Annotated in this window: 19 protein-coding genes; 13 read left to right on the top strand and 6 right to left on the bottom strand. The window is 74.3% G+C overall.

The window, feature by feature from the left end; genetic code table 11:
• Positions 1 to 141 precede the first annotated feature (141 nt).
• Positions 142 to 1,770, top strand: coding sequence for an alpha/beta hydrolase (locus tag ACSLIC_RS15635; protein ID WP_436738309.1), 1,629 nt, complete (start codon positions 142 to 144; stop codon positions 1,768 to 1,770).
• Positions 1,771 to 1,841: 71 nt separating this feature from the next.
• On the opposite strand, the gene ACSLIC_RS15640 is transcribed toward ACSLIC_RS15635, so the two are convergent.
• A complete protein-coding gene (locus tag ACSLIC_RS15640; protein ID WP_436738310.1) occupies positions 1,842 to 2,951 on the bottom strand; it encodes a citrate synthase 2 in 1,110 nt (369 codons plus the stop codon).
• Positions 2,952 to 3,172: 221 nt separating this feature from the next.
• Here ACSLIC_RS15640 and pdxH point away from each other — a divergent pair, with 221 nt between their 5' ends.
• Positions 3,173 to 3,862 (top strand): pyridoxamine 5'-phosphate oxidase, encoded by a 690-nt coding sequence (pdxH, locus tag ACSLIC_RS15645; RefSeq protein ID WP_436738311.1) that lies wholly within the window; start codon positions 3,173 to 3,175, stop codon positions 3,860 to 3,862.
• Positions 3,863 to 4,362: 500 nt separating this feature from the next.
• A complete protein-coding gene (locus ACSLIC_RS15650) occupies positions 4,363 to 5,757 on the top strand; it encodes a PAS domain-containing protein (RefSeq protein WP_436738312.1) in 1,395 nt (464 codons plus the stop codon).
• Positions 5,758 to 5,836: 79 nt separating this feature from the next.
• Here the strand turns inward: ACSLIC_RS15650 and ACSLIC_RS15655 are convergent, their stop codons facing one another.
• Positions 5,837 to 6,631 (bottom strand): SIS domain-containing protein, encoded by a 795-nt coding sequence (locus ACSLIC_RS15655; RefSeq protein ID WP_436738313.1) that lies wholly within the window; start codon positions 6,629 to 6,631, stop codon positions 5,837 to 5,839.
• A 277-nt stretch (positions 6,632 to 6,908) separates the two neighbouring features.
• Between ACSLIC_RS15655 and ACSLIC_RS15660 the strand changes: the two genes are divergently transcribed.
• The 3 genes from ACSLIC_RS15660 to ACSLIC_RS15670 all read left to right on the top strand — a co-directional run bounded on the left by ACSLIC_RS15660 (position 6,909) and on the right by ACSLIC_RS15670 (position 9,633).
• Entirely contained in the window at positions 6,909 to 7,601 is a 693-nt protein-coding gene (locus ACSLIC_RS15660) for a metal-dependent transcriptional regulator (protein ID WP_436738314.1), read from the top strand.
• A 24-nt stretch (positions 7,602 to 7,625) separates the two neighbouring features.
• Complete coding sequence (locus tag ACSLIC_RS15665; RefSeq protein WP_436738315.1) at positions 7,626 to 7,826, top strand: hypothetical protein; 201 nt, start codon at positions 7,626 to 7,628, stop codon at positions 7,824 to 7,826.
• Positions 7,827 to 8,754: 928 nt separating this feature from the next.
• Entirely contained in the window at positions 8,755 to 9,633 is an 879-nt protein-coding gene (locus ACSLIC_RS15670; protein ID WP_436740382.1) for an alpha/beta fold hydrolase, read from the top strand.
• A 512-nt stretch (positions 9,634 to 10,145) separates the two neighbouring features.
• Here ACSLIC_RS15670 and ACSLIC_RS15675 read toward each other — a convergent pair.
• The gene (locus ACSLIC_RS15675; RefSeq protein ID WP_436738316.1) at positions 10,146 to 10,994 is read right to left on the bottom strand and encodes an ABC transporter ATP-binding protein; all 849 of its coding nucleotides are present in this window, start codon (positions 10,992 to 10,994) and stop codon (positions 10,146 to 10,148) included.
• Between the two features lie 302 nt (positions 10,995 to 11,296).
• Positions 11,297 to 11,950: a bifunctional DNA primase/polymerase gene (locus tag ACSLIC_RS15680; RefSeq protein ID WP_436738317.1), complete on the bottom strand. Its 654-nt coding sequence runs from the start codon at positions 11,948 to 11,950 to the stop codon at positions 11,297 to 11,299.
• Between the two features lie 439 nt (positions 11,951 to 12,389).
• Here ACSLIC_RS15680 and ACSLIC_RS15685 point away from each other — a divergent pair, with 439 nt between their 5' ends.
• The 4 genes from ACSLIC_RS15685 (at position 12,390) to purU (ending at position 18,933) form a co-directional block, all read left to right on the top strand.
• The gene (locus ACSLIC_RS15685) at positions 12,390 to 13,772 is read left to right on the top strand and encodes a transcriptional regulator (RefSeq protein WP_436738318.1); all 1,383 of its coding nucleotides are present in this window, start codon (positions 12,390 to 12,392) and stop codon (positions 13,770 to 13,772) included.
• A gap of 274 nt (positions 13,773 to 14,046) precedes the next feature.
• On the top strand, positions 14,047 to 15,579 hold the full coding sequence (locus ACSLIC_RS15690; RefSeq protein WP_436738319.1) for a hypothetical protein: 1,533 nt from the start codon (positions 14,047 to 14,049) through the stop codon (positions 15,577 to 15,579).
• Between the two features lie 927 nt (positions 15,580 to 16,506).
• A complete protein-coding gene (locus tag ACSLIC_RS15695; RefSeq protein WP_436738320.1) occupies positions 16,507 to 17,004 on the top strand; it encodes an SCO4402 family protein in 498 nt (165 codons plus the stop codon).
• A gap of 1,023 nt (positions 17,005 to 18,027) precedes the next feature.
• Complete coding sequence (purU, locus tag ACSLIC_RS15700; protein WP_436738321.1) at positions 18,028 to 18,933, top strand: formyltetrahydrofolate deformylase; 906 nt, start codon at positions 18,028 to 18,030, stop codon at positions 18,931 to 18,933.
• 77 nt (positions 18,934 to 19,010) lie between these two features.
• Here purU and ACSLIC_RS15705 read toward each other — a convergent pair whose 3' ends face one another.
• Together ACSLIC_RS15705 and ACSLIC_RS15710 are read right to left on the bottom strand one after the other, a co-directional pair.
• Complete coding sequence (locus tag ACSLIC_RS15705) at positions 19,011 to 20,129, bottom strand: zf-HC2 domain-containing protein (protein ID WP_436738322.1); 1,119 nt, start codon at positions 20,127 to 20,129, stop codon at positions 19,011 to 19,013.
• Positions 20,126 to 20,695: an RNA polymerase sigma factor gene (locus ACSLIC_RS15710; RefSeq protein ID WP_436738323.1), complete on the bottom strand. Its 570-nt coding sequence runs from the start codon at positions 20,693 to 20,695 to the stop codon at positions 20,126 to 20,128. The genes ACSLIC_RS15705 and ACSLIC_RS15710 overlap by 4 nt, the downstream gene beginning before the upstream one ends.
• 443 nt (positions 20,696 to 21,138) lie before the next feature.
• Here ACSLIC_RS15710 and ACSLIC_RS15715 point away from each other — a divergent pair, with 443 nt between their 5' ends.
• The 3 genes from ACSLIC_RS15715 to ACSLIC_RS15725 all read left to right on the top strand — a co-directional run bounded on the left by ACSLIC_RS15715 (position 21,139) and on the right by ACSLIC_RS15725 (position 23,253).
• Entirely contained in the window at positions 21,139 to 21,549 is a 411-nt protein-coding gene (locus ACSLIC_RS15715; protein ID WP_436738324.1) for an STAS domain-containing protein, read from the top strand.
• A 230-nt stretch (positions 21,550 to 21,779) separates the two neighbouring features.
• Positions 21,780 to 22,307 (top strand): EF-hand domain-containing protein, encoded by a 528-nt coding sequence (locus ACSLIC_RS15720; RefSeq protein ID WP_436738325.1) that lies wholly within the window; start codon positions 21,780 to 21,782, stop codon positions 22,305 to 22,307.
• 475 nt (positions 22,308 to 22,782) lie between these two features.
• Positions 22,783 to 23,253, top strand: coding sequence for an ATP-binding protein (locus ACSLIC_RS15725; RefSeq protein WP_436738326.1), 471 nt, complete (start codon positions 22,783 to 22,785; stop codon positions 23,251 to 23,253).
• Positions 23,254 to 23,627 lie beyond the last annotated feature (374 nt).

Consider the following 23,627-nt stretch of genomic DNA (forward strand, 5'->3'; position numbering starts at 1 on the left):
CCTACGCCCGCGGACCCACCGCCACGGGTCGTCAACACCCTTGAGAACGAGGGGAGTAGATACCGATCGGCCGATGCCGCCGCCCCCGATCCCGCTGAATGATCCCTCCTGTCCGACCACGCGACCGGAAGGAACGAAGACGTGCGCAGACGACGTCTCACGCCCGCGCTCACCGTCGGCGTCACGGCGCTGCTGGCCCCGCTGCTCGCCACCCCGCCGGCAGCCGCCGCCCCCCAGCCCGCCACCGCGACCCAGGCCGCCGAGCACGGACTCGACCGGTACGCCCAGCAGAAGCCCCGGTGGAAGAGGTGCCACGCCGACGTCCCGGTCGAGTTCCAGTGCGCCACCATCAAGGTCCCGCTCGACTACCGCGCCCCCGAGGGCAAACAGCTCGACCTGGCGATATCCCGGATCAGGAGCACCGCCCCCGGCAAGCGCCACGGCGTCCTGCTCTCCAACCCGGGCGGCCCCGGCGGACCGGGGCTGTACATGCCGCTGAGCCTCCAGGAGATGCTGCCCGAGAAGGCCCTGGCCTCGTACGACCTCATCGGCTTCGACCCGCGCGGCATCGGCGAGAGCAGCCCCGTCTCCTGCGGCCTCACCCCCGAGGAGGGGGACTGGCTGCGGCCGTACAAGGCGGAGACCTTCGACAAGGACGTCGCCTGGGCGCGGGGCGTCGCCGACAAGTGCCGCGAGAAGGCCGGAGACGTCCTCCCGCACATCACCACCCGCAACACCGCCCGCGACATGGACCTGCTGCGCGCCGTCCTCGGCGAGAAGAAGGTCTCCTACCTCGGCTACTCGTACGGCACCTACCTGGGCGCCGTCTACACGCAGATGTTCCCCCGGCGGGCCGACCGGTTCGTGCTGGACAGCGCCGTCGATCCCGCGCTGGCCTGGCGGGGCATGGTCCAGTGGTGGGCGTGGGGTGCCGAACCCGCCTTCGACCGGTGGACCGGGTGGGCCGCCGCCCGCTCCGACACCTACGACCTCGGCACCACCCCCAAGCAGGTCGACCGGACCTTCTGGGAACTGGTCGGCCAGGCCGACGAGGAGCCGATCGTGATCGACGGGCAGCCCCTCGACGGCGACGCCATCCGCGGCGGCCTGCGCCAGGCGGTCCACGCCCCGCGGTACGCCAGTGAGGCCGTCGCCGAGCTGAAGAAGGCCGCGGCCGGTGAGCCCGCCGCCGCGAAGAAGCTCACCCCGTTCACCGGGGCCGGCCGGGCCGCCGAGGCGCGCACCACCGCAGAGGCGCCCGGCGACAACGCGACGGCCGGCTTCTTCGCCGTGGCCTGCGGCGACAACTCCGCCGCCTGGCCCCGCGACCCGGAGACCTACCGGCGCGAGGCGATCGAGGACAAGGGCCGCCACCCGCTCTACGGCGACTTCGTCTCCTCCGTCAAGCCCTGCGCCTTCTGGGACGCGTCCGAGGAACCGGCCACCGAGGTCCGCAACAAGGTCCCCTCCCTCATCGTGCAGAACGAGTGGGACCCGCAGACCCCGCTGCCCAGCGGCCAGGCCCTGCACGCCGACCTCAAGCGCTCCACGATGCTCACCGTCCTCGGCGGCGAGGGCCACGGCGTCTACCCGAGCGGCAACGCCTGCACCGACGGCACCGTCGAGCGCTACCTCCTCACCGGCAGGCTCCCGGCCAGGGACGTCACCTGCCGGGCGACGCCCGAGTCGAACGCCGCGGCCCGCGAGAACCAGCGGCCGGACACCCTTCCGCGCGCCCCGCTCCCCGAGCGCGCCCCGGACCGCTTCTGACCCCGGACACGGCGACGGGCCCGGCCGCCACCACGGCGACCGGGCCCCGCTTCCGTACGTACGTGAGGCCGTCAGGCGGCCAGGTCGGGGATCTGGTCGAACCCCTCGATGGCGCGCGGCGAACGCGAGGCCGGGCCCGTGTAGCGGGCGGAGGGGCGGACCAGGCGGCCGGTGCGCTTCTGCTCCAGGATGTGCGCCGACCAGCCGGCGGTGCGGGCACAGGTGAACATCGAGGTGAACATGGGGGCGGGGACCTCGGCGAAGTCCAGCAGGATCGCCGCCCAGAACTCCACGTTGGTGGCGAGGACACGGTCCGGGCGCCGCGCGTGCAGCTCCTCCAGCGCCGCCTGCTCCAGCGCCGCCGCCACCTCGTAACGCGGCGCCGCCAGTTCCTTCGCGGTGCGGCGCAGGACGCGGGCGCGCGGGTCCTCGGCGCGGTAGACGCGGTGGCCGAAGCCCATCAGCCGCTCGCCCTTGTCGAGCGCCTGGCGCACCCAGGCGCGGGCGTCGCCGGTCCGCTCGATCTCCTCGACCATGCCGAGCACCCGCGAGGGCGCCCCGCCGTGCAGCGGGCCGGACATCGCGCCGACCGCGCCGGACAGGGCGGCCGCCACGTCGGCGCCGGTGGAGGCGATGACCCGGGCGGTGAAGGTGGAGGCGTTCATGCCGTGCTCGGCGGCCGAGGTCCAGTAGGCGTCGACGGCCTTGACGTGGCGCGGGTCCGGCTCACCGCGCCAGCGGATCATGAACCGCTCCACGACGGAGTCGGCCTTGTCGATCTCGCTCTGCGGCACCATCGGCAGCCCCTGGCCGCGCGCCGACTGCGCCACGTAGGAGAGCGCCATCACGGCGGCCCGGGCGAGGTCGTCACGGGCCTGCTTCTCGTCGATGTCGAGCAGCGGGCGCAGGCCCCAGGCCGGGGCGAGCAGGGCGAGCGCCGACTGCACGTCCACGCGGACGTCCCCGGAGTGCACCGGGATCGGGAACGGCTCGGCGGGCGGCAGCCCCGGGTCGAACGCGCCGTCGACCAGCAGGCCCCACACGTTCCCGAACGAGACGTGGCCCACCAGGTCCTCGATGTCGACGCCCCGGTAACGGAGCGCACCGCCCTCCTTGTCCGGTTCGGCGATCTCCGTTTCGAACGCGACGACCCCTTCGAGACCGGGTACGAAGTCGGACATCAGGCGGCTCCTTCGATTGCGTGCAAGCAGACGGGGCGCCCGGGGGCGGGTACGGCCGGCCCCTCCGGGAAACACGGACGATACCTCCGAGTGCCACCTTTGGGGAGCCCCTGTGGCACTCAGTGCCACGAACGCGGTACGCGAGCCCCGCGCCACTCGGGGCGAAGCGGGTGGCGGGCGGGCCCGGGCGTGCCCCGGCCGGCGTGCGGCAGGATGGCGGCGTGACCGACGCAGAGGGCGGCCCCGCGCGGGCCGCGTCCGAATCACTGAACCCCGCCGCGATGCGCAAGCAGTACCGCCGGGAGGGCCTCGACGCGAGCGCGCTCGCCGCCGAACCGATGGAGCAGTTCGCCCGCTGGTTCGCCGACGCGGCCCGAGACGGCCTCTACGAACCCAACGCCATGATCGTCTCGACGGCGGGCGCCGACGGCACCCCCGACAGCCGCACCGTCCTGCTCAAGCAGTACGACCGGCGCGGCTTCGTCTTCTACACCAACCACCACTCCCGCAAGGGCGCCGAGATCGCGGAGAACCCGCGGGTCGCCCTCCTCTTCCCCTGGCACCCGCTGGCCCGTCAGGTCCGCGTCACCGGCACCGCCGCCAAGGTCCCCCGCGAGGAGACCGCCGCCTACTTCCGCACCCGCCCGCACGGCTCCCGGATCGGCGCCTGGGCCTCCGAGCAGTCCGCCGTCGTCCCCGACCGCGCCACCCTCGACCGCGCCTACGCCGACCTCGCCGCCCGGCACCCCGAAGGCGAGGACGTCCCCGTACCGCCGCACTGGGGCGGCTACCGCGTCACCCCGCGCACCGTCGAGTTCTGGCAGGGACGCGAGAACCGCCTCCACGACCGGCTGCGGTACGTCCGGCTCGACGGGGACGACGGCTGGCGCATCGAACGCCTCGCGCCCTGAGCCCACCCCCGCGCGGACACGCGACGGCCCGCGAACCTGGTTCCCCCTCGCGGGGGAGCCGGCCGGACGTACCGGCGGCTCGCGGGCCGGGCGACTGCTCGGGATTGGCCGGCTGTGCGGAGCGGAACCCCGCACCGGACCGGCGCCACGCTTGACCCGGCCGAAGCCGGGGAGACGCGACAACGGGCCGCTAGCCCGCAGTCACCTCACGCGTCCGGTATGTGTACATCTGCCGAACCACCTCCCTTCTCGTGTACCACCAGCCTAGAAAGCCCCCCGATCGTGTTCAACCGGATATTCGCAGCCCCCCGCCCCCGGCGATTTCCCCGAACCCCGTGTGGGGCGCGCCACAGTCGAGTTGAATGCCGGTACGTGCAGCAGCACGTGCAAGATCCCGTGCAGCGGCCAGGCCCGCGCGCGGACACGCTCGACCACGTGCGGGACGGCATGCGCGACAACATGCGGGACATCGTGTGCAATCGGCCCATGGAGGGCGCCCGATGAGTGCTTACGGGCACAGCGGAACCACCGACGCGCTCGGCCCCGAGGACCCGGGCCCCGACGGCGGCGACCTCCTCGCCGCCCTCCTCGACGGCATGGACGCCGCGCTCTGCGCCTTCGACGCCAACCACGTCCTCACCCACTGGAACCGCGAGGCCGAGCGCGTCCTCGGCTGGAGCGCCGCCGAAGCCGTCGGCCACCGTGGTCTCGCCGGCTGGGCCGTCCGCCCCGGCGACGCCGCCGACGTCGAGCACCGCCTCTTCGGCGTCACCACCGAACGCGGCCGCGAGGTCCACGACGTCGCCCTCCTCACCCGTGACGGCCGCCGCGTCCTCGTCCGCGCCCAGACCTCCGCCGTCCGCGGCCCCGACGGCGAACCCGCCGGGATCTACTGCGCCTTCAGCGAGGTCCACACCCAGATCGACCTCGAACGCTCCATCGCGCTCAGTGAAGCCCTCTTCGAGGACGCCGCCTGGGGCGTGGTCCTCGTCGACGCGGACCTGCGCCTCGCCGTCCTCAACGCCCACGCCGCCTTCGCGCTCGGCACCAGCCGCTCCACCGCGCTGGGCCGCCCCCTGGGCGACCTCGTCCTCCAGGGCGTCGAGGAACTCGAATCCGCCCTCACCCACGTGCTCGCCGACGGCACCCCCGCCGCACCCGTCGAGCTCTGGGTCACCGTCCGCACCGACGAGGGCGAGCAACGCCGCTGCTGGCGGTCCGGCTTCGTCCGCCTCGCCTCACCCCTGGCCCAGGAACCCGTCCCGCTCGGCGTCGGCTGGCTCTTCCAGGACCTCACCGAGGCCAAGCAGACCGAACAGGAGAACGCCCGACTCCGCTTCCGCTCCCACCAGCTCCACCGGGCCGCCCGCGTCGCCACCGAGTGCGAGGACCCCGCCGAAGGCGCCCTCACCCACCTCGACTTCGCCCTCGCCGGCTTCGCCGACCACGCCCTCATCGACACCGTCGCCCCGGGAGCCGCCGACACCCCCGCCCGCCTGCTGCGCACCGCCGCCAGCCCCTCCGGCGAACCCGGCCAGCCGCCCAACGGCGCCCCCGCCGGGATGCCCGCCCGCTATCCCGAGGGCCACCCCGCCCTCCAGTGCGCCGAACGCGGCGGCACCCTGCGCGCCGCCGCCGGCACCGGGCCGGGCGCCATCGCCCCCGACCGCCCCGGCGGCGAGGAGGCCGCCCGCGCCTGGGCCACCGCCCACCTCTGGCCCGAGACCACCCGGCACGCCTTGTGCACCGTCCTGCGCAGCCGTGGCCGCACCCTGGGCGTCCTCACCTTCCTGCGCGTCGGCTCCCGCACCCCCTTCGAACGCGCCGACCTCGCCCACGCCGAATGCGTCGCCGCCCACATCGCCCCGCTCCTGGACCTGGCGACCCGCCCCTGACACGGGCATCCGCGTATCCGCGCACCCGGGGGCGGCGTGGCTTGGTACGGCACGTACGAAGGCACCGACCCCGGGTGCGTCAGTGCTGGTAGAAGATCCGGTCGCGGTAGGTCGCGAAGACCTCGGCGTTCCAGGCGTGGCCGCCGTCGACGTTGCCCGAGCGGAGCATCGGCGGCTCCACCCCGCGCTCCAGCAGCGCGCCCGCCGCACTCGCCATCACCGCCTGGAGCATGGCACTGGTCACCACCGTGGACGCGGGCGCGAACGGCGCCCCGATCCCCTCCACCGACAACTCCGCGTCCCCCACCGCGATCTTGTTGTCGAGCACCACGTCGCAGTGGTCCCTGAGGAACGTCCCCGAAGGATTGCGCGCCGTGGTCCCCTCCGCGTACGCCACCGAGGTCACCCCGATCACCCGCACCCCGCGCGCCCGGGCCGCCTGCGCCATCTCCACCGGCAGCGCGTTGCGGCCCGACAGGGAGATGACCACCAGAGCGTCCCCGGCCTCCAGCGGGGAACCGTCCAGCACCGCCGTGGCGTACCCCTCGACCCGCTCCAGCGCCGATCCGAGCGTCGCCGGCCGCACGTCGACGCCGACCAGACCGGGGCCGGCCAGCAGGTTCATCAGAGCGAGACCACCCGCCCGGTAGACCAGGTCCTGGGCGGGGAGCGAGGAGTGGCCCGCGCCGAAGGCGAAGAGCCGCCCGCCCGAGGCCGCCGTGTCGGCGAGCAGCGCCCCCGCCGCGGTGATCGCCCCGGCCTCCTCCTCGCGGACCCGGGCCAGCAGCGCCATCGCCGCGTCCAGGAAGCCGGTGGCGAGGCCGCCCGCCTCGGCGGAGGGGGGCGCGGTCGTCGTACCGGGCGTGGAGGTCATCGGCGGTGGCCTTTCGGTGAGCGGCACGTGGCGCGGGCGCGTGGCGTACGGAGCGGGCGGCCGGCGGCATCGACTCCGGGCCGCGACGCGCTCACGGTGCGGTCCGGACCAGTGCACTGTCAAGGTGTCCCGACGGTTCGCCCAAGGCACGTGGAGGGTGTGTGTCCCGGCCGCGGCGCTCCCGTGAGCGCCCTCGTGAGCGGCCCGGCACGGTTCCCTGGCCGATGGGTCAGAATTGAGGCCAGGGCCAGCGCACGACAGCATCTGAGGGGCACGAATGTCCGGACTGATCGACACCACGGAGATGTACCTCCGCACCATCCTCGAACTCGAGGAAGAAGGCGTGGTCCCCATGCGCGCCCGGATCGCGGAGCGCCTGGACCAGAGCGGGCCCACGGTCAGCCAGACGGTCGCCCGGATGGAGCGGGACGGCCTCGTCGCCGTCGCCAGCGACCGCCACCTGGAGCTGACCGAGGAGGGCAGGCGCCTGGCCACCCGGGTCATGCGCAAGCACCGGCTGGCCGAGTGCCTGCTGGTCGACGTGATCGGCCTGGAGTGGGAACAGGTGCACGCCGAGGCGTGCCGCTGGGAGCACGTCATGAGCGAGGCGGTCGAACGCCGCGTCCTCGACCTGCTCCGCCACCCCACCGAGTCCCCCTACGGCAACCCCATCCCGGGCCTGGAGGAGCTGGGCGAGGAGGCGGGCGCCGACCCCTTCCTCGACGAGAGCATGGTCTCGCTGGCCGACCTCGACCCCGGCAGCGAGGGCAAGACCGCCGTCGTCCGGCGGATCGGCGAGCCCATCCAGACCGACGCCCAGCTCATGTACACGCTGCGCCGGGCCGGCGTGCAGCCCGGCTCGGTGGTCAGCGTCACCGAGTCGGCCGGCGGCGTCCTCGTCGGCTCCAGCGGTGAGGCCGCCGAGCTGAACAGCGAGATCGCCTCGCACGTCTTCGTCGCCAAGCGCTGACCCGCCCGCCGTAGCCGTCCACCCGTGGCCGGGGCGCCCCACCCGGGACGCCCCGGCCTCTTCACGCCCTGGGCCGCCGCCCCGGCCGCCGGGGCCGCGTGTGTCGGTGTGACCGCGTACTGGCGGGGCCGTGCCCCCGGCGCCGAGCAGGGTGCCCAGCCGCCGTTCACCCTCGGGGTGATCTCGACGGCCCCGTCCGTGCCGATGCGACGGCACCAGCCGTGATTGAGGACGTGGCGGCACAGGAGGGCTCCGGCGTGGCCGGCGCGGCGCGGACGGCGTGCGGTCTCCAGTCGAGGCAGGCGCGGGTGACCGGGCGGCGGCCGGGTGGCGGCCGGGCGTCAGCGGGGCTGCCCGTGCCGGCGGGGCTGCCCGTGTCGGGTGAGGCCGCGGGTGCCTGGTGAGGCTGCGCGTGCCGGTGGGGCTCCGCCCGTGACTGCGGGGCCGCGTGTGGCGGCGGGGCTGCCCGTGTCGGTGCGGCCGGGCGTGAGCGCGCGGGGCGGTTGAGGCCCGTGCTCCGGTCCGCAAGGGGCGACGGGCCCGCTCTCGACCGGGAGTTGGAGATTCTGTGTGCGGAACGGCAGCGCGCGGCGGGTGGCTCGTGCGAGGCTGTCGTCAGGCATATGACGTGAAGACTCTTGACCGTCCTGGGTCCGGTTCCGCCTGCCCGCGCGGTGCCACCCGGGGTGCCTGGGGAGGGGGCGGACCATGCGCCGATCCTTCACGCGCCCCGCGTCGGGCCCCGGCCGCCCCGCCATCCCGTTGACCACCCACTTCACTCGCCCCGTCCCTTCCCCGCACCCCGGCTTCCCCCCTCCGGGCCGGAGGAGGCGCGTGCGACGAGGCGGCCGGGACAGTACGAGGCCCCGGCGCCATCGGCGCCGGGGCCTGTCCTCCCCTGTCGTGATCCGGAGCCCCGAGCTCCCAGGATCACTCCCGTCGGACCGGTTTCCCCGAGCGGTCCGCCTCCCGCTGGAGATCTCCCCTCGGGCGCGGGTGGCAATCCTTGCAAGGTGTCACTCGAAAGTGGGGTGTAGCCCGTAGGAGGAGACATCGTCGAATGCTTGTTCGGTAACGTGAGGTGGAGGGCGCGGCCGTGATCGAGAGCCAGGACACGGATCGGGCGAGCCAGAGACTGTGGGGGTACCAGAGCATGGTGCGGCGCATCGAAGTGACCGGGTCCGGGGGTGTGCCCCTGGTCGCCTGGGAGTTCGCCGACCCGCCCAAGGACGGGGACAGGGCGGGGGAGGGCGAGGCCGGACGCGCCCCGGGTGTGCTGTTGCTGCACGGACTGATGGGCCGGGCCTCGCACTGGGCCGGCACCGCCCGCTGGCTCGCCGAGCGCCACCGCGCCGTCGCCCTCGACCAGCGCGGCCACGGCCGGAGCGCCAAGCCCACCGACGCGCCCTACACCCGCGAGACCTACGTCGCCGACGCCGTCGCCGCCATCGAGCAGCTCGGTCTCGGCCCCGCCGTCCTCGTCGGCCACGCCATGGGCGCTCTCACCGCCTGGCAGCTCGCCGCGGCCCGGCCCGACCTCGTGCGCGGGCTCGTCATCTGCGACATGCGCGCCTCCGCGCTGGGCGCCGCCTCGCAGCGGGAGTGGGAGCAGTGGTTCGACGCCTGGCCCACCCCGTTCGCCACCCTCGGCGACGTCCGCAAGTGGTTCGGCGAGGACGACCCGTGGGTCGAGCGCCCCAACGCCGCCCGCGGCGAGTTCTACGCCGAGGTCATGGCCGAGCACGAGGACGGCTGGCGCCCCGTCTTCTCCCGCCGCCAGATGCTCCGCACCCGCGAGACCTGGGTCCACGACGCCCACTGGGACGAGCTGGCCCAGGTCACCTGTCCCACCCTCGTCGTCCGCGGCCTCGACGGCGCCCTCGGCCGCGCCGAGGCCCAGGAAATGGTCCGCGTCCTGCCCCAGGGCCAGTACGCCGAGGTCACCGACGCGGGCCATCTCGTCCACTACGACCAGCCGGGAGCCTGGCAGGCGGCGGTTCAGCCCTTCTTGGACGGCCTGTCGGAAGGGTGATGAGGGCGGTGGGGTCGGCCGCCCGCAGGTGCGGCCACGGGCGACGGCCGGCAGCGGACGGACGGTGGCGACCGCCGCGACGCGTGCCTGGTGGTGCTGTCCCAGCGTTTCATCCGGGCCCTTCTCGTCGTCCGGCCGAGTCTCGGGGGCCCAGGCCCTGCCCCGGTTGTCGGTCGGGACGAGCGCCAGTGCCGACATGAGCACGCTGACGACGAGCGGGCCGGCCCCGGAGGCGGCGACGAGGCCGCCCCCCGGGTCACGCCACCCGGCGACGGCCCAGACGGCGGCGAGGACCAGCCAGGCGATGTACCAGAACGGCATCACGGCTCCGGGCAGCAGCCCTCCGTGGGCGCTGCCTGGTCGACCGGCGCCGCTCCGCTGTCCGGCGCTCCTCCGCTGTCCGGTGCCGCTCGGCCGTCCGGCGCTACCCGGCCGTCCGGCGGCGGTGGGCGTCGGCGGTGCGGGGGTCGGCGGCGTGTGGTCGCTCACGGAGGTCACCGGGGTCGCCGAGGTCACCGGGCGCCCCGTAGCCAGTCGAGGGTGCCGCCGGTGTCGCGGTCCTGGGTGCCGACCAGTTCCAGGAAGGCGGCCTGGAGGGAGTCCGCGTCGCCGCGCACCTCGGCCACGGTGCCGTCGGCACGGATCGACCCGGCGGCCATCACCACGACCCGGTCGCAGAGCGACTCGACCAGTTCCATGACATGGCTGGAGAAGACGACGGTGGTGCCCGCGGCCGTGTATCCCTCCAGCACTTCCCGGATGGTCTGCGCGGAGTGCGGGTCGATGCCCTCGAAGGGCTCGTCGAGGAAGAGGATCTCGGGGTCGTGGAGGAGCGCCGAGGCGAGGCCGATCTTCTTCCGCATGCCGGTCGAGTAGTCCACGACCAGCTTGTGCTGCGAGCCGGCCAGGCCGAGGACGTCCAGGAGCCGGGTGGCGCGCTGGTCGGTGACCTCGCCGGGCAGTCCGCGCAAGCGGCCGACGTAGGAGAGGAGTTCGCGGCCGGACAACCGCTCGAAGAGGCGCAGCCCTTGCGGCGGCACACCGATCCGGGCCTTGGCCTCGGCCGGGTCGCGCCACACGTCGTGGCCCACCACCTCCACGGTGCCCTCGTCGGGCCGGAGCAGGCCGGTGACCATGGAGAGGGTGGTCGTCTTGCCCGCGCCGTTCGGCCCGGCCAGCCCGATCAGCCTGCCCGCCGGTAGATCCAGGTCGATCCCCGCGACAGCGGTCTGCCGCCCGAACCGCTTCCCCAGCCCGCGCACCCGCACGGCCGGTACGGCGGCCCCCGGTGTCCTCGCGCCCGAGGCGGCGGTCGCGGCCTCCTCGTCGCGTACGCGGGCCCGTTCGGCTTCCCTCGTCATGTCCAGCCCCTTCGTCCCCGTCGGGCGGTCTCCCGCCCCCGATGACGGTCACCCTACGAGCGGACGGAAGAACCGGGGCGAGCCTGTGGATAACCTCGGTGGAGGCTCCCCGGGGGGTGTTGTCGGCCTGTGGAAAAGTCCGCGTACCGGCAGGTCGGAGGGGTTGTGTGGGTGTGTCGCGGCGAGGTGGTCGTGAGTCGCCCGGGCGGGCTGGCGGGCGCGTGTATCCACCGCCACGGCAGGCGGGCGGGCAGGCGCCCCGATCGGTCCGCCTGCCCGCCCGCGCTCACGCACTGGGGAGATCACACCCCGGCGCCGATATCCCTTCCGCACGCGTAAGCCAGCGGGCTGATGACGTTCTCGGCGTCCGGGAGCCAGCGGTTGGCCGAGGTCGGGCGGCACGCCCACTGGACGGCGCCGACGGAGCCGAAGCGGGTCGGGGGCGCCGCCACGTAGTCGCCCTCGCCGAGGACGGTCAGGTCCAGGCGGGAGGGGAGCCAGCCGATGGCGCGGATCAGGTCGGGGACCTTGTCGGCGGCGCCGGGCAGGACGAAGAACTGCATACGGCGGTCAGGGCTGAGGGTGACCGGGCCGAGCGCCAGCTCCATCCGCTCCATTCGTGCCAGCGCGAGGAACCCGGCGGTCTCGGGGACGTCGATCGCGTCGAATGCCCGGCCGGTCGGGAGGAGGACGGAAGCCCTGGGCTGCCCCGTCCACAGCTTGCGGGCGACCGTGGCGCTGCCGGTGGCCTGCGCCTGCCACTCCGCATGAGCGGGGTGCGCGCCGGGCGCGGGGCAGGCCCTCTCGCCGCAGGAGCAGCGTTCGTCGCCCGCGACCGCCTCCAGCCAGGCGCCGGGGACCACGTCCCAATGGCGTTCCTCGGCGTACCGCACCGCCGTGTCCAGCGGCTGCTCGCCGCGCTGCTGGGGGATCTGCCCGGACGCTGTGACTCCCATGGTCTTTTCCACGCCCAGCTCAACTCCCGCGCCCACCTCCGGTTACGGGCCCCGCGTGCGCCGGGATGGCGCATCGATTCCGCACCCGGGGCGCACGGGGGCATCTCCGGGGGCGCGTACGGGCGGCGGGGGCGGGCCGGGGGTAGCCAGGACGGAGGGACGCTGGGCGCGGTGGCAAGTCCGTACGCCGGTACCGGCCCGACGAGCCCTGGCCCCACGGGGGTTCGGCCTCCCAACCTCACTCACTGGGGTGAAAAACGGTACACAGCGCGTTCGTTCGAAGAATGGGACACAGGGGCATTTCCGGATAAGCGCGCATCTTCCGCGTGTTGCCCGGGCATTGATCACGCCAGGACGGTGACAGACAGCCACCACCGCCTGAGGGAGCGGGTCCCTCAGGCCCATCCGATGGTCCACGGTGCACAGCAGGGGGTACGCCATGGCCGCCAGGCCACTCGTCGCGCGCCAGCCCAACGAAAGGCTGCAAGCGCTCATCCAGGAAGCGGGCTGTTCCAACGCCGGTCTCGCCCGCCGGGTCAACATGTGCGGAGCCGAACACGGACTGGACCTGCGCTACGACAAGACGTCCGTGGCGCGCTGGCTGCGCGGGCAGCAGCCACGCGGCCGCGCCCCGGGCATCATCGCCGAGGCGCTCGGCCGCAAACTCGGCCGCACGGTCACGATCGACGAGATCGGTATGGCCAACGGCAAGAACCTCGCCTCCGGCGTCGGTCTCCAGTTCTCGCCGACAGTGCTCGGCGCCATCGAGCAGGTCTGCGAGCTGTGGCGCAGCGACGTCGGCCGCCGCGACTTCCTCTCCGGCTCCACGGTCGCCTCCTCGGCCCTCGTGGAGCCCAGCCGCGACTGGCTGATCTCCGTCCCCGACGGCCAGGTCAGCCGCCAGGCGGGGCCGCGCGTCGGCCAGGCCGACGTCGCGGCCGTGCGCGCCATGACCCAGGCCCTCGTCGACCTGGACCACCAGTACGGCAGCGGACACGTGCGGCCCGTCGTCGTCCACTACCTCAACAGCGTCGTCTCCGGACTGCTCGCCGGGTCCTACCGGGAGGTCGTCGGCCGGGAGCTGTTCCTGGCCGTCTCCCGCCTCACCGAGCTGGCCGGGTACATGGCGGTCGACACCGGACAGCCCGGGCTGGCCCAGCGCTACTACATCCAGGCCCTCCGCCTGGCCCAGGCCGCGGGCGACCGGGGGTACGGCGGGTACGTCCTGGCCGCCTCCATGAGCCACCTCGCCGCCCAACTCGGCAATCCGCGCGAGATCGCCCAGCTGGCCCGGGCCGCCCAGGAAGGAGCCAAGGGCCGGGCCACCCCGCGCGCCGAAGCCCTCTTCCACGCCGCCGAGGCCCGTGGCCACGCCCTGCTCGGTGACGGCCCGGCCGCCGACGCCGCGATGGGCCGGGCCGCCGACTCCATGGAACAGGCCGGCACCGAGAGCGCCGACGACCCGGTGTGGATCAGCCATTTCGACCACGCCTACCTCGCCGACGAACTGGCCCACTGCCACCGCGACCTCGGCCGCCCCGCCCAGGCCGCCCGGTACGCGGAACAGGCCATCGCCGGGCACCCCGTCACCCGGGTGAGGCGGCGCGCCATCGGTCTCAGCCTGCTCGCCGCCGCCCAGGTCCAGGAGCGGGACATCGAGCGCGCCTGCCACACCGGCACCCGCGCCGCCGAACTCCTCGGCACGCTCCGCTCCAGCCGGGGCACGGAGTACCTCGACGACCTCCAGCAGCGGCTGACGCCCTTCCAGGACGAGCCGGTGGTACGGGAGTTCGGCGCCCGGCTCGAACTGCGGGCGGCCTGAGGTGGAACGACCCGGTCCGGCCCCGCCCGTGAACGGCCGACGGCCGCCGCACGGCCGTCAACAGCGCCGTCGGTGCGTGTTCTGTTACACCCCGCCGGACCGGCCTCCGGGAGGGGCCGGTCCGCCCTGAGCTGCGTGGCACCGTACGGAGGGAACCCGGTAGCGTAAACCGGCGATGACGAAGTTCCCCCCTACGTAGGAGTCCTCGGTGAGCCAGAGCGGACAGGGCGCAGAGCCGCACCCACGCCCGACGGGCCCGGCACACGAAGGTGTCGTGCACCCCGGCGACGGCAGCTCTCCCCTGCTGCCCGGACCCGCCGGTGACGCCGCCGGACCGGCCGGCGCCGCTCCCTGGGGCAGGCCCCAGGAACAGGAGCAGCGGTGGGGCGGCCAGGCGCAGCCCGCCGGGTACGGCACAGGCGAAGCCCCGGCCTGGCACGGCGCACCGCAGCCCCCGCAGGGCTACGGCTACCCGCCCGCGCAGCAGGCCGGGCCGCCGCCGGGGTACGGGTACCCGCCGCCCCAGCAGGCCGGGCAGCCGCAGGGCTACGGGTACCCGCCGCCGCACGAGCAGCCCCAGCCGCCGTACGGCTCCGGCGCGCCCGCGCCGGCCCCGCAGGGCGCCGGACCGCTGCCGCCCGCGCAGCCGCCCCAGCAGCCCGCGCCGGCAGCGGGCGACCAGGACGCCACGCAGTTCATCGCGCCGGTGCCGGCCGCCCCCGCGCATCCCCAGCCCTACGACGAGGGCGCCACCCAGTACATACCGCCGGTGCCCGCGGGCCCGGCGGGCGGCGGTCCGCTGCCCGGCGCCCTGCCGCCCGAGGCGCCCCAGGCGCCCACCCGGTACCCCGGCGCCGGTGGCCCCGCCCACGCCGCCCACCCGCAGCCCCCGGCCTCGCCGGACGAGGACGCGACCCAGTACATCGCGCCCGTCCCCGCCCAGTCGCCGCCCGCCGGGTACGGCCAGGAGCCCGGCGAGCGCCAGCCCCCGGCCGAGTTCGACAACCTCTTCCGCTCGGCCCCGGCCGACGGCGACGCCCCCGGTGCCACGCAGCAGATGCCCCGGATCGACCCGGGCCCGCCCCAGCCCGGTCCCGGGTACGGCGGCCCCGCCCAGCCGCCCGCCGGCCGGGCCGCCGCCCGCAAGGCCGCCGAGCCGGCGCCCCGGGGACGCACCGGTTCCAAGGGGCCGCTGGTCGCGGCGGTCGTGGTCGGCTGCGCGGTCCTCGGCCTCGGTGCGGGTGCGCTCCTCAGCAGCGGTGGCGACGACGAGAAGAAGGGCGGCGAGCCGGAGAACGTGTCGGCCCCGGCGCCCGCCGAGGAGAAGCCCTCGCCCTCCCCGTCCGCGGACCCGGTGCGCGAGCAGGCCGTCGCCCTCGACCAGCTCCTCGCCGACAGCAACAACAGCCGTGCCGCCGTCATCCGCTCGGTCGCCAACATCCAGAAGTGCGAGTCGCTCGACCAGGCCGCCTCCGACCTGAGGGACGCCGCCAAGCAGCGGAACGACCTGGTCCGCCGGCTCGGCGAGATACAGGTGGACAAGCTCCCCGAGCACCAGCGGCTGACCGCCGCGCTGACCAAGGCCTGGAAGGCGTCCGCGGAGGCCGACAACCGGTACGCCACCTGGGCCGACCAGACCAAGGGCAAGCACGGCTGCCGCGGCGGCCAGGCCCGCTCCACCGGCCAGACCGCCGCCGGCAACCGCGCCAGCGGCGAGGCGACCAAGGCCAAGAACGAGGCCGCCCCGCTCTGGAACTCCATCGCCACCGAGCACGGCCTGACCAAGCACACCCCCACCCAGCTCTGAGCGGCCGGGCCGGACCGGTGCCGCACCTCCTCACGGAGCGACGCCCGGCGTCCCCGTCAGGCCGTGCGGCCCGGCGCCCGGGGCGGTCAGCCGACCCGGCGCCCCGCGCCCGCCGCGGACACTCCGTGTCGAGGAGCCCCGGCAGCGTGGGCGGTCAGCCGACCCGGCGCCCCGCGCCCGCCTCGGCCACTCCCGCGTCAAGGAGCCTCGGCAGCGCGTCGCCCGCGACCGAGTCGGGCCGCACCGGGAGGGCCCGGCCGTACTCCTCGCCGAGCCCGCCGCCCGCTGCCCCGAGTAGCGCCGCCTGCCCGCCGTAGACCGGACCGGGCGGGAGAGCGGGCTGGTGAATTCTTCGCCGGTCACCCCGTACCCGCCGTTGTAGGAGGCGTCGTCCGCCTCCAGCAGCGAGAGGACCGACCGCCCGCGCGGGCTGTACGAGCCGACGACCGCCACCACCTCCTCGCGCACCGCACGCCGCGTCCACGCCGCCGTCGCAGGTCGGCACCTTCACTCCTGGCCGTCGCCGCCGCGCGACGCGTCGACCCAGCGGGCGATGGCCTCGGCCCTGGCGGGCCTCCCCGTCAGCTCCGGTGCCCAGGTCATCACCGTGACCGGCGTCCGCCCGCTGCTCCTGGCGCCGGCGGGGCAGCGGTCCGCCGTCGGCCGTCGGCACCGCCAGCGCCAGCGTGAAGGCGCCGAGGACGGCGCCTCGGCGTACGCACGGCGCCCGTGGGGCGTCGGCCGTACGGCGCGCAGGGGCGCGCGCGGCGCGTTCTGCGGGCGAGTGAGGGGCTGGAGCGACGGCCGGTCCTGGGCCGCACGCTCTCCCCACGGGGCGACACCTGGCGTCATCCGCGTGCGACAGCACGTGACGGGCAGGTGAATTGGGGGTGCGCGGCGGGCGGGTTGCCCGGGAACGTACCATCCATGACCGTGCAAAGCTCGGAGAAGTCTTCCCGTCGTGCCCGCCGTTCCCCCACCATGGGCGGCATGCCCATGACCGACATGCCGTGGTGGCGCTGGCGCCTGAATGTGCGCTCAGGGCTGCACATGCTCTCCGACGCCGCCTTCCAGCAGACCGTCTGGCTCGCCGGCCTCCCCGGCTACGGCGACGTCACCGACGCCGTCTACCGCCTGGTCGAGGACACCTGGCTCGACAACTGGTCCGCCGAGAAGTACGTGGGCACCGTCTTCCGCGACGCCCAGGAGGCCGCCCTCGTCGACGCCGCCGTCCTCAGGGTGCTGCGGATACTCCACGAGGTGGGCCCGGACGCGGCCGTCCCCGTCTATCTCCAGCACCCCGACTGGCCCGAGGCCGTCCTCGCCGCCCGCCAAGCCCATGTGGCGCTCGCCGCCGGAGACGGCGAAGACCCCGACACGCCCCCGCGCACCCTGGAAACCCTGACCGCCCTCAAGCGCCCCTAGCGTCACTCGCCGGCCCAGCTCACTGGCCTGCGGCCCGGCTTACTGGGCTGCGGCCCTGCTGGTTGGCCTGCGGCCCTGCTTGGCTTTCCTCCGGCTCGGCTCTGTCCGCCCGTGCCGGCCCACGCTGGCCTCAAGCGCCGGCCGGGCTGGGGTGGCCCGGATGTGGCTGGGCTGTCGTCCACCCGCGCCTCTTTGCCCGTGCCGGTCACCGATGGCCTCAAACGTCGGCCGGGCTATAGGGGTTCGCGGTTCCTCCGGTACGTGGGTGGGGCGGCGCCGCGCCGGGGTACCTCCTCACAAACTGCCAGGTGCGGGGACAGTTGGAGCATGGCGGGTTGGCGGCAGTTTGCTGCGGGGGCACCCCGACACGACCCCACCCCACGGTCTCGTACGCGGCCAACCGCCGGTGGGTGGATAGGGCCGTCACCTATTGCCCGCTCCCCCACGGTGGCCACAGTCCTCCCCTCAGCAGGCCACAAGGACTGCTCGGGGACGGTCTGTTTTCTCTCCTCCCACCGGCGGTTCGACGCCGACGAGAGGGAAGGGCGGGGTCGTGCCGGGGTGCCCCCGCAGCAAACTGCCCTGAGCCCGTCTTGAAGCGACTGTCCCCGCACCTGGCAGTTTGTGAGGAGGTACCCCGGTGCGGCCACGCCCGACCAAGACGACGAACGAACCGCGAACCCCTACAGCCCGGCCGGCGTTTGAGGCCAATCGTTGACCGGCACGGTCGAGAGGGCGGCAGAACGGGGCGAAGCCCAGCCGAAGACAGCCCGGCCGACGCCTGAGGCCATCGGTGACCGGAACGGTCAAAGAGCCGCCCAGCCGGGGCGAAGCCCAGCCCCAGCCCGGCCGACGCTTGAGGCCAGTCGGCAACCGGCACGGGCGGACAGAGCCGAGCCGGAGGACCACCAAGCAGGGCCGCAGGCCAACCAGCAGGGCGCAGCCCAGTAAGCCGGGCCGCAGGCCAGTGAGCCGGGCCGGCGAGTGAGGCCACGCCCTCGCGGATATGGGACCCTGGCGGGCATGACTGACCAGCCCGTTCCGTCCACCGCCGCCCCGCGCGGCTCCACCCAGGAGCCGACCGACAGCTACGTCCTCACCCTCGCCTGCCCGGACAAGCAGGGCATCGTCCACGCCGTGTCGAGCTACCTCTTCATGACCGGGTGCAACATCGAGGACAGCCAGCAGTTCGGCGACCACGACACGGGCCTGTTCTTCATGCGGGTCTCCTTCTCCGCCGAGTCCCCGGTCTCCGTCGAGAAACTGCGCGCCTCCTTCGCGGCGATCGGCGACTCCTTCCGTATGGAGTGGCAGATCCACCGCTCCGACGAGCGGATGCGGATCGTCCTCATGGTCAGCAAGTTCGGCCACTGCCTCAACGACCTGCTCTTCCGCGCCCGCATCGGCGCCCTTCCGGTGGACATCGCCGCCGTCGTCTCCAACCACCCGACCTTCAGCGAACTGGTCGAGTCGTACGGCATCCCCTTCCACCACATCCCCGTCACCAAGGACACCAAGGCCGAGGCCGAGCAGCGCGTCCTCGACCTGGTCGAGCGGGAGGGCGTCGAGCTGGTGGTGCTCGCCCGCTACATGCAGGTGCTCTCGGAGGACTTCTGCAAGCAGCTCAGCGGCCGGATCATCAACATCCACCACTCCTTCCTGCCGAGCTTCAAGGGCGCCAAGCCGTACCACCAGGCGCACGCCCGGGGCGTGAAGCTCATCGGCGCCACCGCGCACTACGTCACCAGCGACCTCGACGAAGGCCCGATCATCGAGCAGGAGGTCGAGCGGGTCGGCCACGAGGTCACCCCCGAGCAGCTCGTCGCCGTCGGACGCGACGTCGAGTGCCAGGCGCTCGCCCGCGCCGTGAAGTGGCACGCCGAGCACCGCATCCTGCTCAACGGGCACCGCACCGTCGTCTTCGCCTGAGGCGGACAGGCCGGACCCGGCGCGCCCGGCCCACCCCGGGCGCGCCGCACGCCTCTCGGCGTGCGCCCGGCGCGGCCTCACATCCGGCTGAGCGACGCCGTCGCGAACAGCACCTCGTGGACCGCCTCCACGTCCCCGTCCTGCCCGGCCGCCGCCTCCCGGGGCGGCACGCGCCCGGCGGCCAGCCGGCAGAACTCCACGCCGTCCAGCGCCACGTGCGCCACCTCCCGCCCGGCGTCCCGGGAGGTCCCCTCGGTCCCGGTTGTCCCGTCCAGCCCGATGTACCAGTCGCCGCCGCCCGCGCCCTCGATCTCCAGGTGCAGCACGCCGCCCGGCTCCGGCACACCCCGGCCGAGCCCCGCCCGCCGGCGCCGCCCGATCACCTGGGGCAGCATCCGCGCCGCCAGATCGATCATCCCGTGCAGATGGCGCGGCTTGGGCGGGTCGTACGGGTAGTCCACGGCCGCCGCGATGTCCTCCGCGTGCACCCAGCACTCGAACGCCCGGTCCAGCAGCGAGTCCCGCAGCGGCAACGCGTACCCGCCGTACGCCACGGCCAGGGCGGCAGACCGGTCGCTCTCCAGCGACAGCGCGCTGACCAACCGGTGGCTCTGCTCGCGCCACGGCCCGCGCACCGACCTGGTCTGCGGCACCGGGGAGGCGTTCCACAGGGCCTCGGTCCGGGCGTCGGGCGCCACCAGGTGGGCCGGGGTCCGTGCACCGAGCGGGTCCTCCAGGCCGAGGGCGACCGCGACCAGGCCGTCCACCGTCATCAGGTGCCCGATCACCCCGGCGACCGTGGTCCGCCGCCCCACCTGCTCCTCTCCCTCGAACCAGCGCAGCCGCACCGGCGCGTGCCATTCGGCGTCCTGGATGTCCTGGAGCAGCGCGTCCAGCCGCGCCGTCTCCGTGTCGTACGCGGCTGCCCACTCCGGTACCGGGATCTTCGGCGGACGCCGGTCCAGGCAGCTCTCCAGGACGCGGGCGCGCAATCCCGGATCGAGATTGAGGGGCTCTTCGTGGTGGAGGAGGCCGACCGCGTCGCGCAGCCGACGGGCCTCCTCGGCGCACCGCGCGCACTCGGGCAGGTGGCTCTCGACCGCCGCCGCCTCCTCGGGCGAGCAGGCGGAGAGCGCCCAGGCGCCGAGGTACGACATCAGGGCGCGGTGGTCCACGTCGAGCCGGGCGCCGCTCATATCGCACCGGAGAAGGCGGGCGGGGCGCCCGGCGGGCGGGGCGCACCGGCGGTGGCCAGCATCTGCAGGCCCAGGCGCAGCCTGCGGCGCACCTCTTCCTCGCTGACTCCCAGGTCGGCGGCGGTCTGCCGGTGGTCGCGCCGCTGGTGGTACGCGAGCTTCAGCGCGGCCCGCAGCGGGGCGGGCATCGCGGTGACGATGTAGTCGGCGCGGGCGGCGGTGGCGGCCCGGTTCACGGTCAGCTCCAGCTCCTCGGCGCTGCCGTTGCCGGTGACGGCGTGCTCGGCGGCGCCGGTGGCGCGCAGGAGTTCGACCGCGCGGTGGTGGGCGAGCGAGGCGACCCAGGAGCGCAGGGACCGTTCGCCCGGGGTGAAGTCGCCCGGCCGCTCCCAGGCATGGGTGAAGACGTCCCGGGTGACGCGGTCGGCGGCCCGCTCGTCCTCCAGAACCCGGTGGGCCAGGCTGTGCACGAGGGGCGCGTAACGGTCGTACAGCTCGCCGAGGGCGGCTGCCTCGCCGTCGAGGAGGCGCTCGCGCATCAGCCGGTCCCGGTCGCGCGGCGTCATACGGTCCCCTCCCGGTCCGGTGAGCCCAGGGCGCCCGGAAGCGGCCGGACGTGAACCGGCCGTTCTCCGGATGCCGGTGCGCGCACAGGGCTCTGGGAGGCAATGTAGTGCGCCGAAAGCGTTCACACCCCCCTTTGCGGGAATGTGCTGACACAGGGGACGTGCTGGTGGTAGTGGGTGTGCGGGGCTTCGGGTACGCCGTACCGGTGTGCCCTGAACGCCCCGGAGTCGCCCGGTGCGAGCTGAGGCGCGTGACGCGTGAGGGGGCGCGCGGGGCGGCTCGTCGGTGCTGATCGCGCCGTGGGGGCGGCCGGAACCGGCCACGGCGGCAGGGGAGGGGTGGTATTCGGCCATGACGGGGTGTGCTGGATCATGAACGGTACGCACGGCGGTGTTTCATGGGAGTGCGGCCGGGCAGCCGCGTACGAAGCGGAAGCGTAGGAATGGCTTCCGGATCAGCGAACGGGAGGCAGGGCGGCGTGGCGCTCACAGTGACCGACGCGGAGCACGACGGGTGGGCTGTGCTCCATGTGGCGGGCGAACTCGACCTGGTCAGCTCCCCGGTGGTGCGCCAGCGGGTCCACGACGTGGTGGCGAAGGGACGGCACGAACTCGTCCTCGACCTCTCCGACGTCCTGTTCTGCGACTCCAGCGGCGTCGGTGTCCTGATCGCGACCCGCCGCCTGATCCGCTCCTGCCAGGGCAGCCTGCGGCTGATCCTCCCGGCCAAGGGCGCCGAGGACGGGTCGCACGTCAACCGTGTCCTCGCCGCGCTCGGCGTACGCCGGCTCTTCGAGGTCTACCCGGACGTCGCCGCCGCCCTCGACGAGCAGGCCAGCCCCCTCACCGCCTGATCCGCCCGCGCCCCGCCCCTGCCCCGCGCCGTGGTCTGCCCGTTCCGTACCGCGATACCGCTGTGGCCACGCGGCCCGCAGTGTCGCGGTCCTGGCACGGAACGCGGAGAACCGGCGCAGGTCGCGGCTGGGGCGACGTAATCTCCCAGGCGATGGCCGCCGCTCCGCTCGCGGTGCGCGGACCACGTCAGGAACCGCAGCCCAGACCGATCGAGAGGCGCTCCCCAGCCATGGACAGTGCCCAGTACCAGCGCACCATCGCCGCCAGGTTCGCCGTGTTCGACCAGGACGGCAACGGCCACATCTCCCGCGAGGACTTCAGCGCCGCCGCGGCGGCCCTGCTCGCCGAGTTCGGCGCGACCGCCCGCTCCGAGAAGGGCCAAGCCCTCTACTACGGCGCCGAGGCCCTCTGGCAGGGGCTGGCCGGGATCGCGGACCGCGACGGCGACCAGCGCATCACCCGCTCCGAGTTCGCGCACAGCGCCGTGAAGCGGCTGCGGGACGGCCCCGAGCGGTTCGCGGAGATCGCCCGCCCCTTCGTACGGGCCGCCGTGGCCGTCGCCGACGGCGGCGAGGACCGCGCCGCCGGGCGGACGCAGACCGTGCGCATGCTCACCGCGCTGGGCGTCGAGCCCGGCACGGCCACCGCCGCCGTGGAGACGCTCGACGGCGAGGAGGGCCGCATCGGCGAGGACCGCCTGCTCCAGGCCGTCGCCGCCTACTTCACCACCGCCGACCCCGACGCCCGGGACCTGTGAGGGCGCGGAGGAGGGAGCCCGCGCCGTGAACGAGGGGCGCCGGGAGAACGTACGGCGCCTCGGAGCGAAACGCGTCCCGACGGCGTGCGCCGGGGGCGCACATGGTCACGGTCTGTCGATACCGGATTGCGCCGTCGCGATCACCCGTCACGGCATGGAGTCGCCCGGCCGCTCAGGTACCTGCGGCGGAGACGAGCGGTGCGCGTCCGATTCGACCCGGCGGTGCCACGAGACGGCCCCGCAACCCGTCGCGTGCGCCGGTCGCCGGGCGCGGCGACGCGGGGAGGCCTCGTGTTCGACTCCCCTCGGCGCGCGTCGCACAGTATGCGGCACGCGTACTCCTTCGCGCTGGAATATGCCCGAAGCGCTTGTTGGGGTGACTGTACGTCAACCATGCTGTCTCTCCAGGGGATCACGTTCCGTGACCCTGTGGAGGCGCGAGGCGATGTGTCCGCCGGTTCGGATGGTGTGAGCGGTGCAGGTGCTTCAAGTTCAGCTGGAGGTCGGGGCCGATCCCGCGGAGGTCGGGCGGGCCCGCCGATGGGCCCGTTCCCGGCTCACGGGTCCCGGTACGGGGGTCGACGACGCGCTCGCCGACACCCTGATCCTCATCGTGTCCGAGCTGGTCACCAACGCGGTGGTGCACACCGGCTCCCCGGCCGTGCTGCGGATACGGCTGCCCGCCGCGCCCGGCTGCCCGTCCGGCACCGTCCGGGTCGAGGTCGCGGACGCCAGCTCCCACCCGCCGCTCCAGCGGCACGCCGGCCGCGACGAGACGGGTGGCCGCGGCCTGGAACTGGTCGACGGACTCGCCGACCGCTGGGGGTGGCAGCCTGAGGGTGAGGGGAAGCGCATCTGGTGCGAGATCGACCCGCAGGTCGTTGGCCCGGCGTCCGCCTTCGAGACTGCCGTGGTGCCGGGGTATGCGCTGCCGCGGGGGCTCTGAGGCGCTGGAACTGGGCGGTCCTGCCCGCTGACTGGCCTCATGCGCCGGCCGGGCTGTCTTCGGCTGGGGTTCGCCCAGACTATGCCGCCTCCTGGCCGTGCCGGCCCGGGATGGCCTCAGGCGCCGGCCGGGCTGGGATGGGGCTGGGGTTCGCCCCGTTCTGCCGCCTTCTTGCCCGTGCCGGTCAACGATTGGCCTCAAACGCCGGCCGGGCTGTGGGGGTTCGCGGTTCGTTCGTCGTGTTGGTCGGGCGTGGCCGTGCCGGGGTACCTCCTCACAAACTGCCGGGTGCGGGGACAGTCGCTTCAAGGCGGGCTCGGGGCAGTTTGCTGCGGGGGCACCCCGGCACGGCCCCGCCCTTCCCTCTCGTCGGC

Origin of the sequence: Streptomyces sp. BBFR102 (genome assembly GCF_051397025.1) — a bacterium.
GTDB lineage: Bacteria > Actinomycetota > Actinomycetes > Streptomycetales > Streptomycetaceae > Streptomyces.

Excerpts from the sequence above, each read along its gene's own strand:
- ACSLIC_RS15660 (WP_436738314.1), top strand. The coding sequence starts at position 6,909 with ATGTCCGGACTGATCGACACCACGGAGATGTACCTCCGCACCATCCTC.
- ACSLIC_RS15720 (WP_436738325.1), top strand. The coding sequence starts at position 21,780 with ATGGACAGTGCCCAGTACCAGCGCACCATCGCCGCCAGGTTCGCCGTG.
- ACSLIC_RS15655 (WP_436738313.1), bottom strand. The coding sequence starts at position 6,631 with ATGACCTCCACGCCCGGTACGACGACCGCGCCCCCCTCCGCCGAGGCG.
- ACSLIC_RS15675 (WP_436738316.1), bottom strand. The coding sequence starts at position 10,994 with ATGACGAGGGAAGCCGAACGGGCCCGCGTACGCGACGAGGAGGCCGCG.
- ACSLIC_RS15640 (WP_436738310.1), bottom strand. The coding sequence starts at position 2,951 with ATGTCCGACTTCGTACCCGGTCTCGAAGGGGTCGTCGCGTTCGAAACG.
- ACSLIC_RS15705 (WP_436738322.1), bottom strand. The coding sequence starts at position 20,129 with ATGAGCGGCGCCCGGCTCGACGTGGACCACCGCGCCCTGATGTCGTAC.
- ACSLIC_RS15650 (WP_436738312.1), top strand. The coding sequence starts at position 4,363 with ATGAGTGCTTACGGGCACAGCGGAACCACCGACGCGCTCGGCCCCGAG.
- ACSLIC_RS15710 (WP_436738323.1), bottom strand. The coding sequence starts at position 20,695 with ATGACGCCGCGCGACCGGGACCGGCTGATGCGCGAGCGCCTCCTCGAC.
- ACSLIC_RS15670 (WP_436740382.1), top strand. The coding sequence starts at position 8,755 with ATGGTGCGGCGCATCGAAGTGACCGGGTCCGGGGGTGTGCCCCTGGTC.
- ACSLIC_RS15685 (WP_436738318.1), top strand. The coding sequence starts at position 12,390 with ATGGCCGCCAGGCCACTCGTCGCGCGCCAGCCCAACGAAAGGCTGCAA.
- ACSLIC_RS15715 (WP_436738324.1), top strand. The coding sequence starts at position 21,139 with ATGGCTTCCGGATCAGCGAACGGGAGGCAGGGCGGCGTGGCGCTCACA.
- purU (WP_436738321.1), top strand. The coding sequence starts at position 18,028 with ATGACTGACCAGCCCGTTCCGTCCACCGCCGCCCCGCGCGGCTCCACC.
- ACSLIC_RS15695 (WP_436738320.1), top strand. The coding sequence starts at position 16,507 with ATGACCGTGCAAAGCTCGGAGAAGTCTTCCCGTCGTGCCCGCCGTTCC.
- ACSLIC_RS15680 (WP_436738317.1), bottom strand. The coding sequence starts at position 11,950 with ATGGGAGTCACAGCGTCCGGGCAGATCCCCCAGCAGCGCGGCGAGCAG.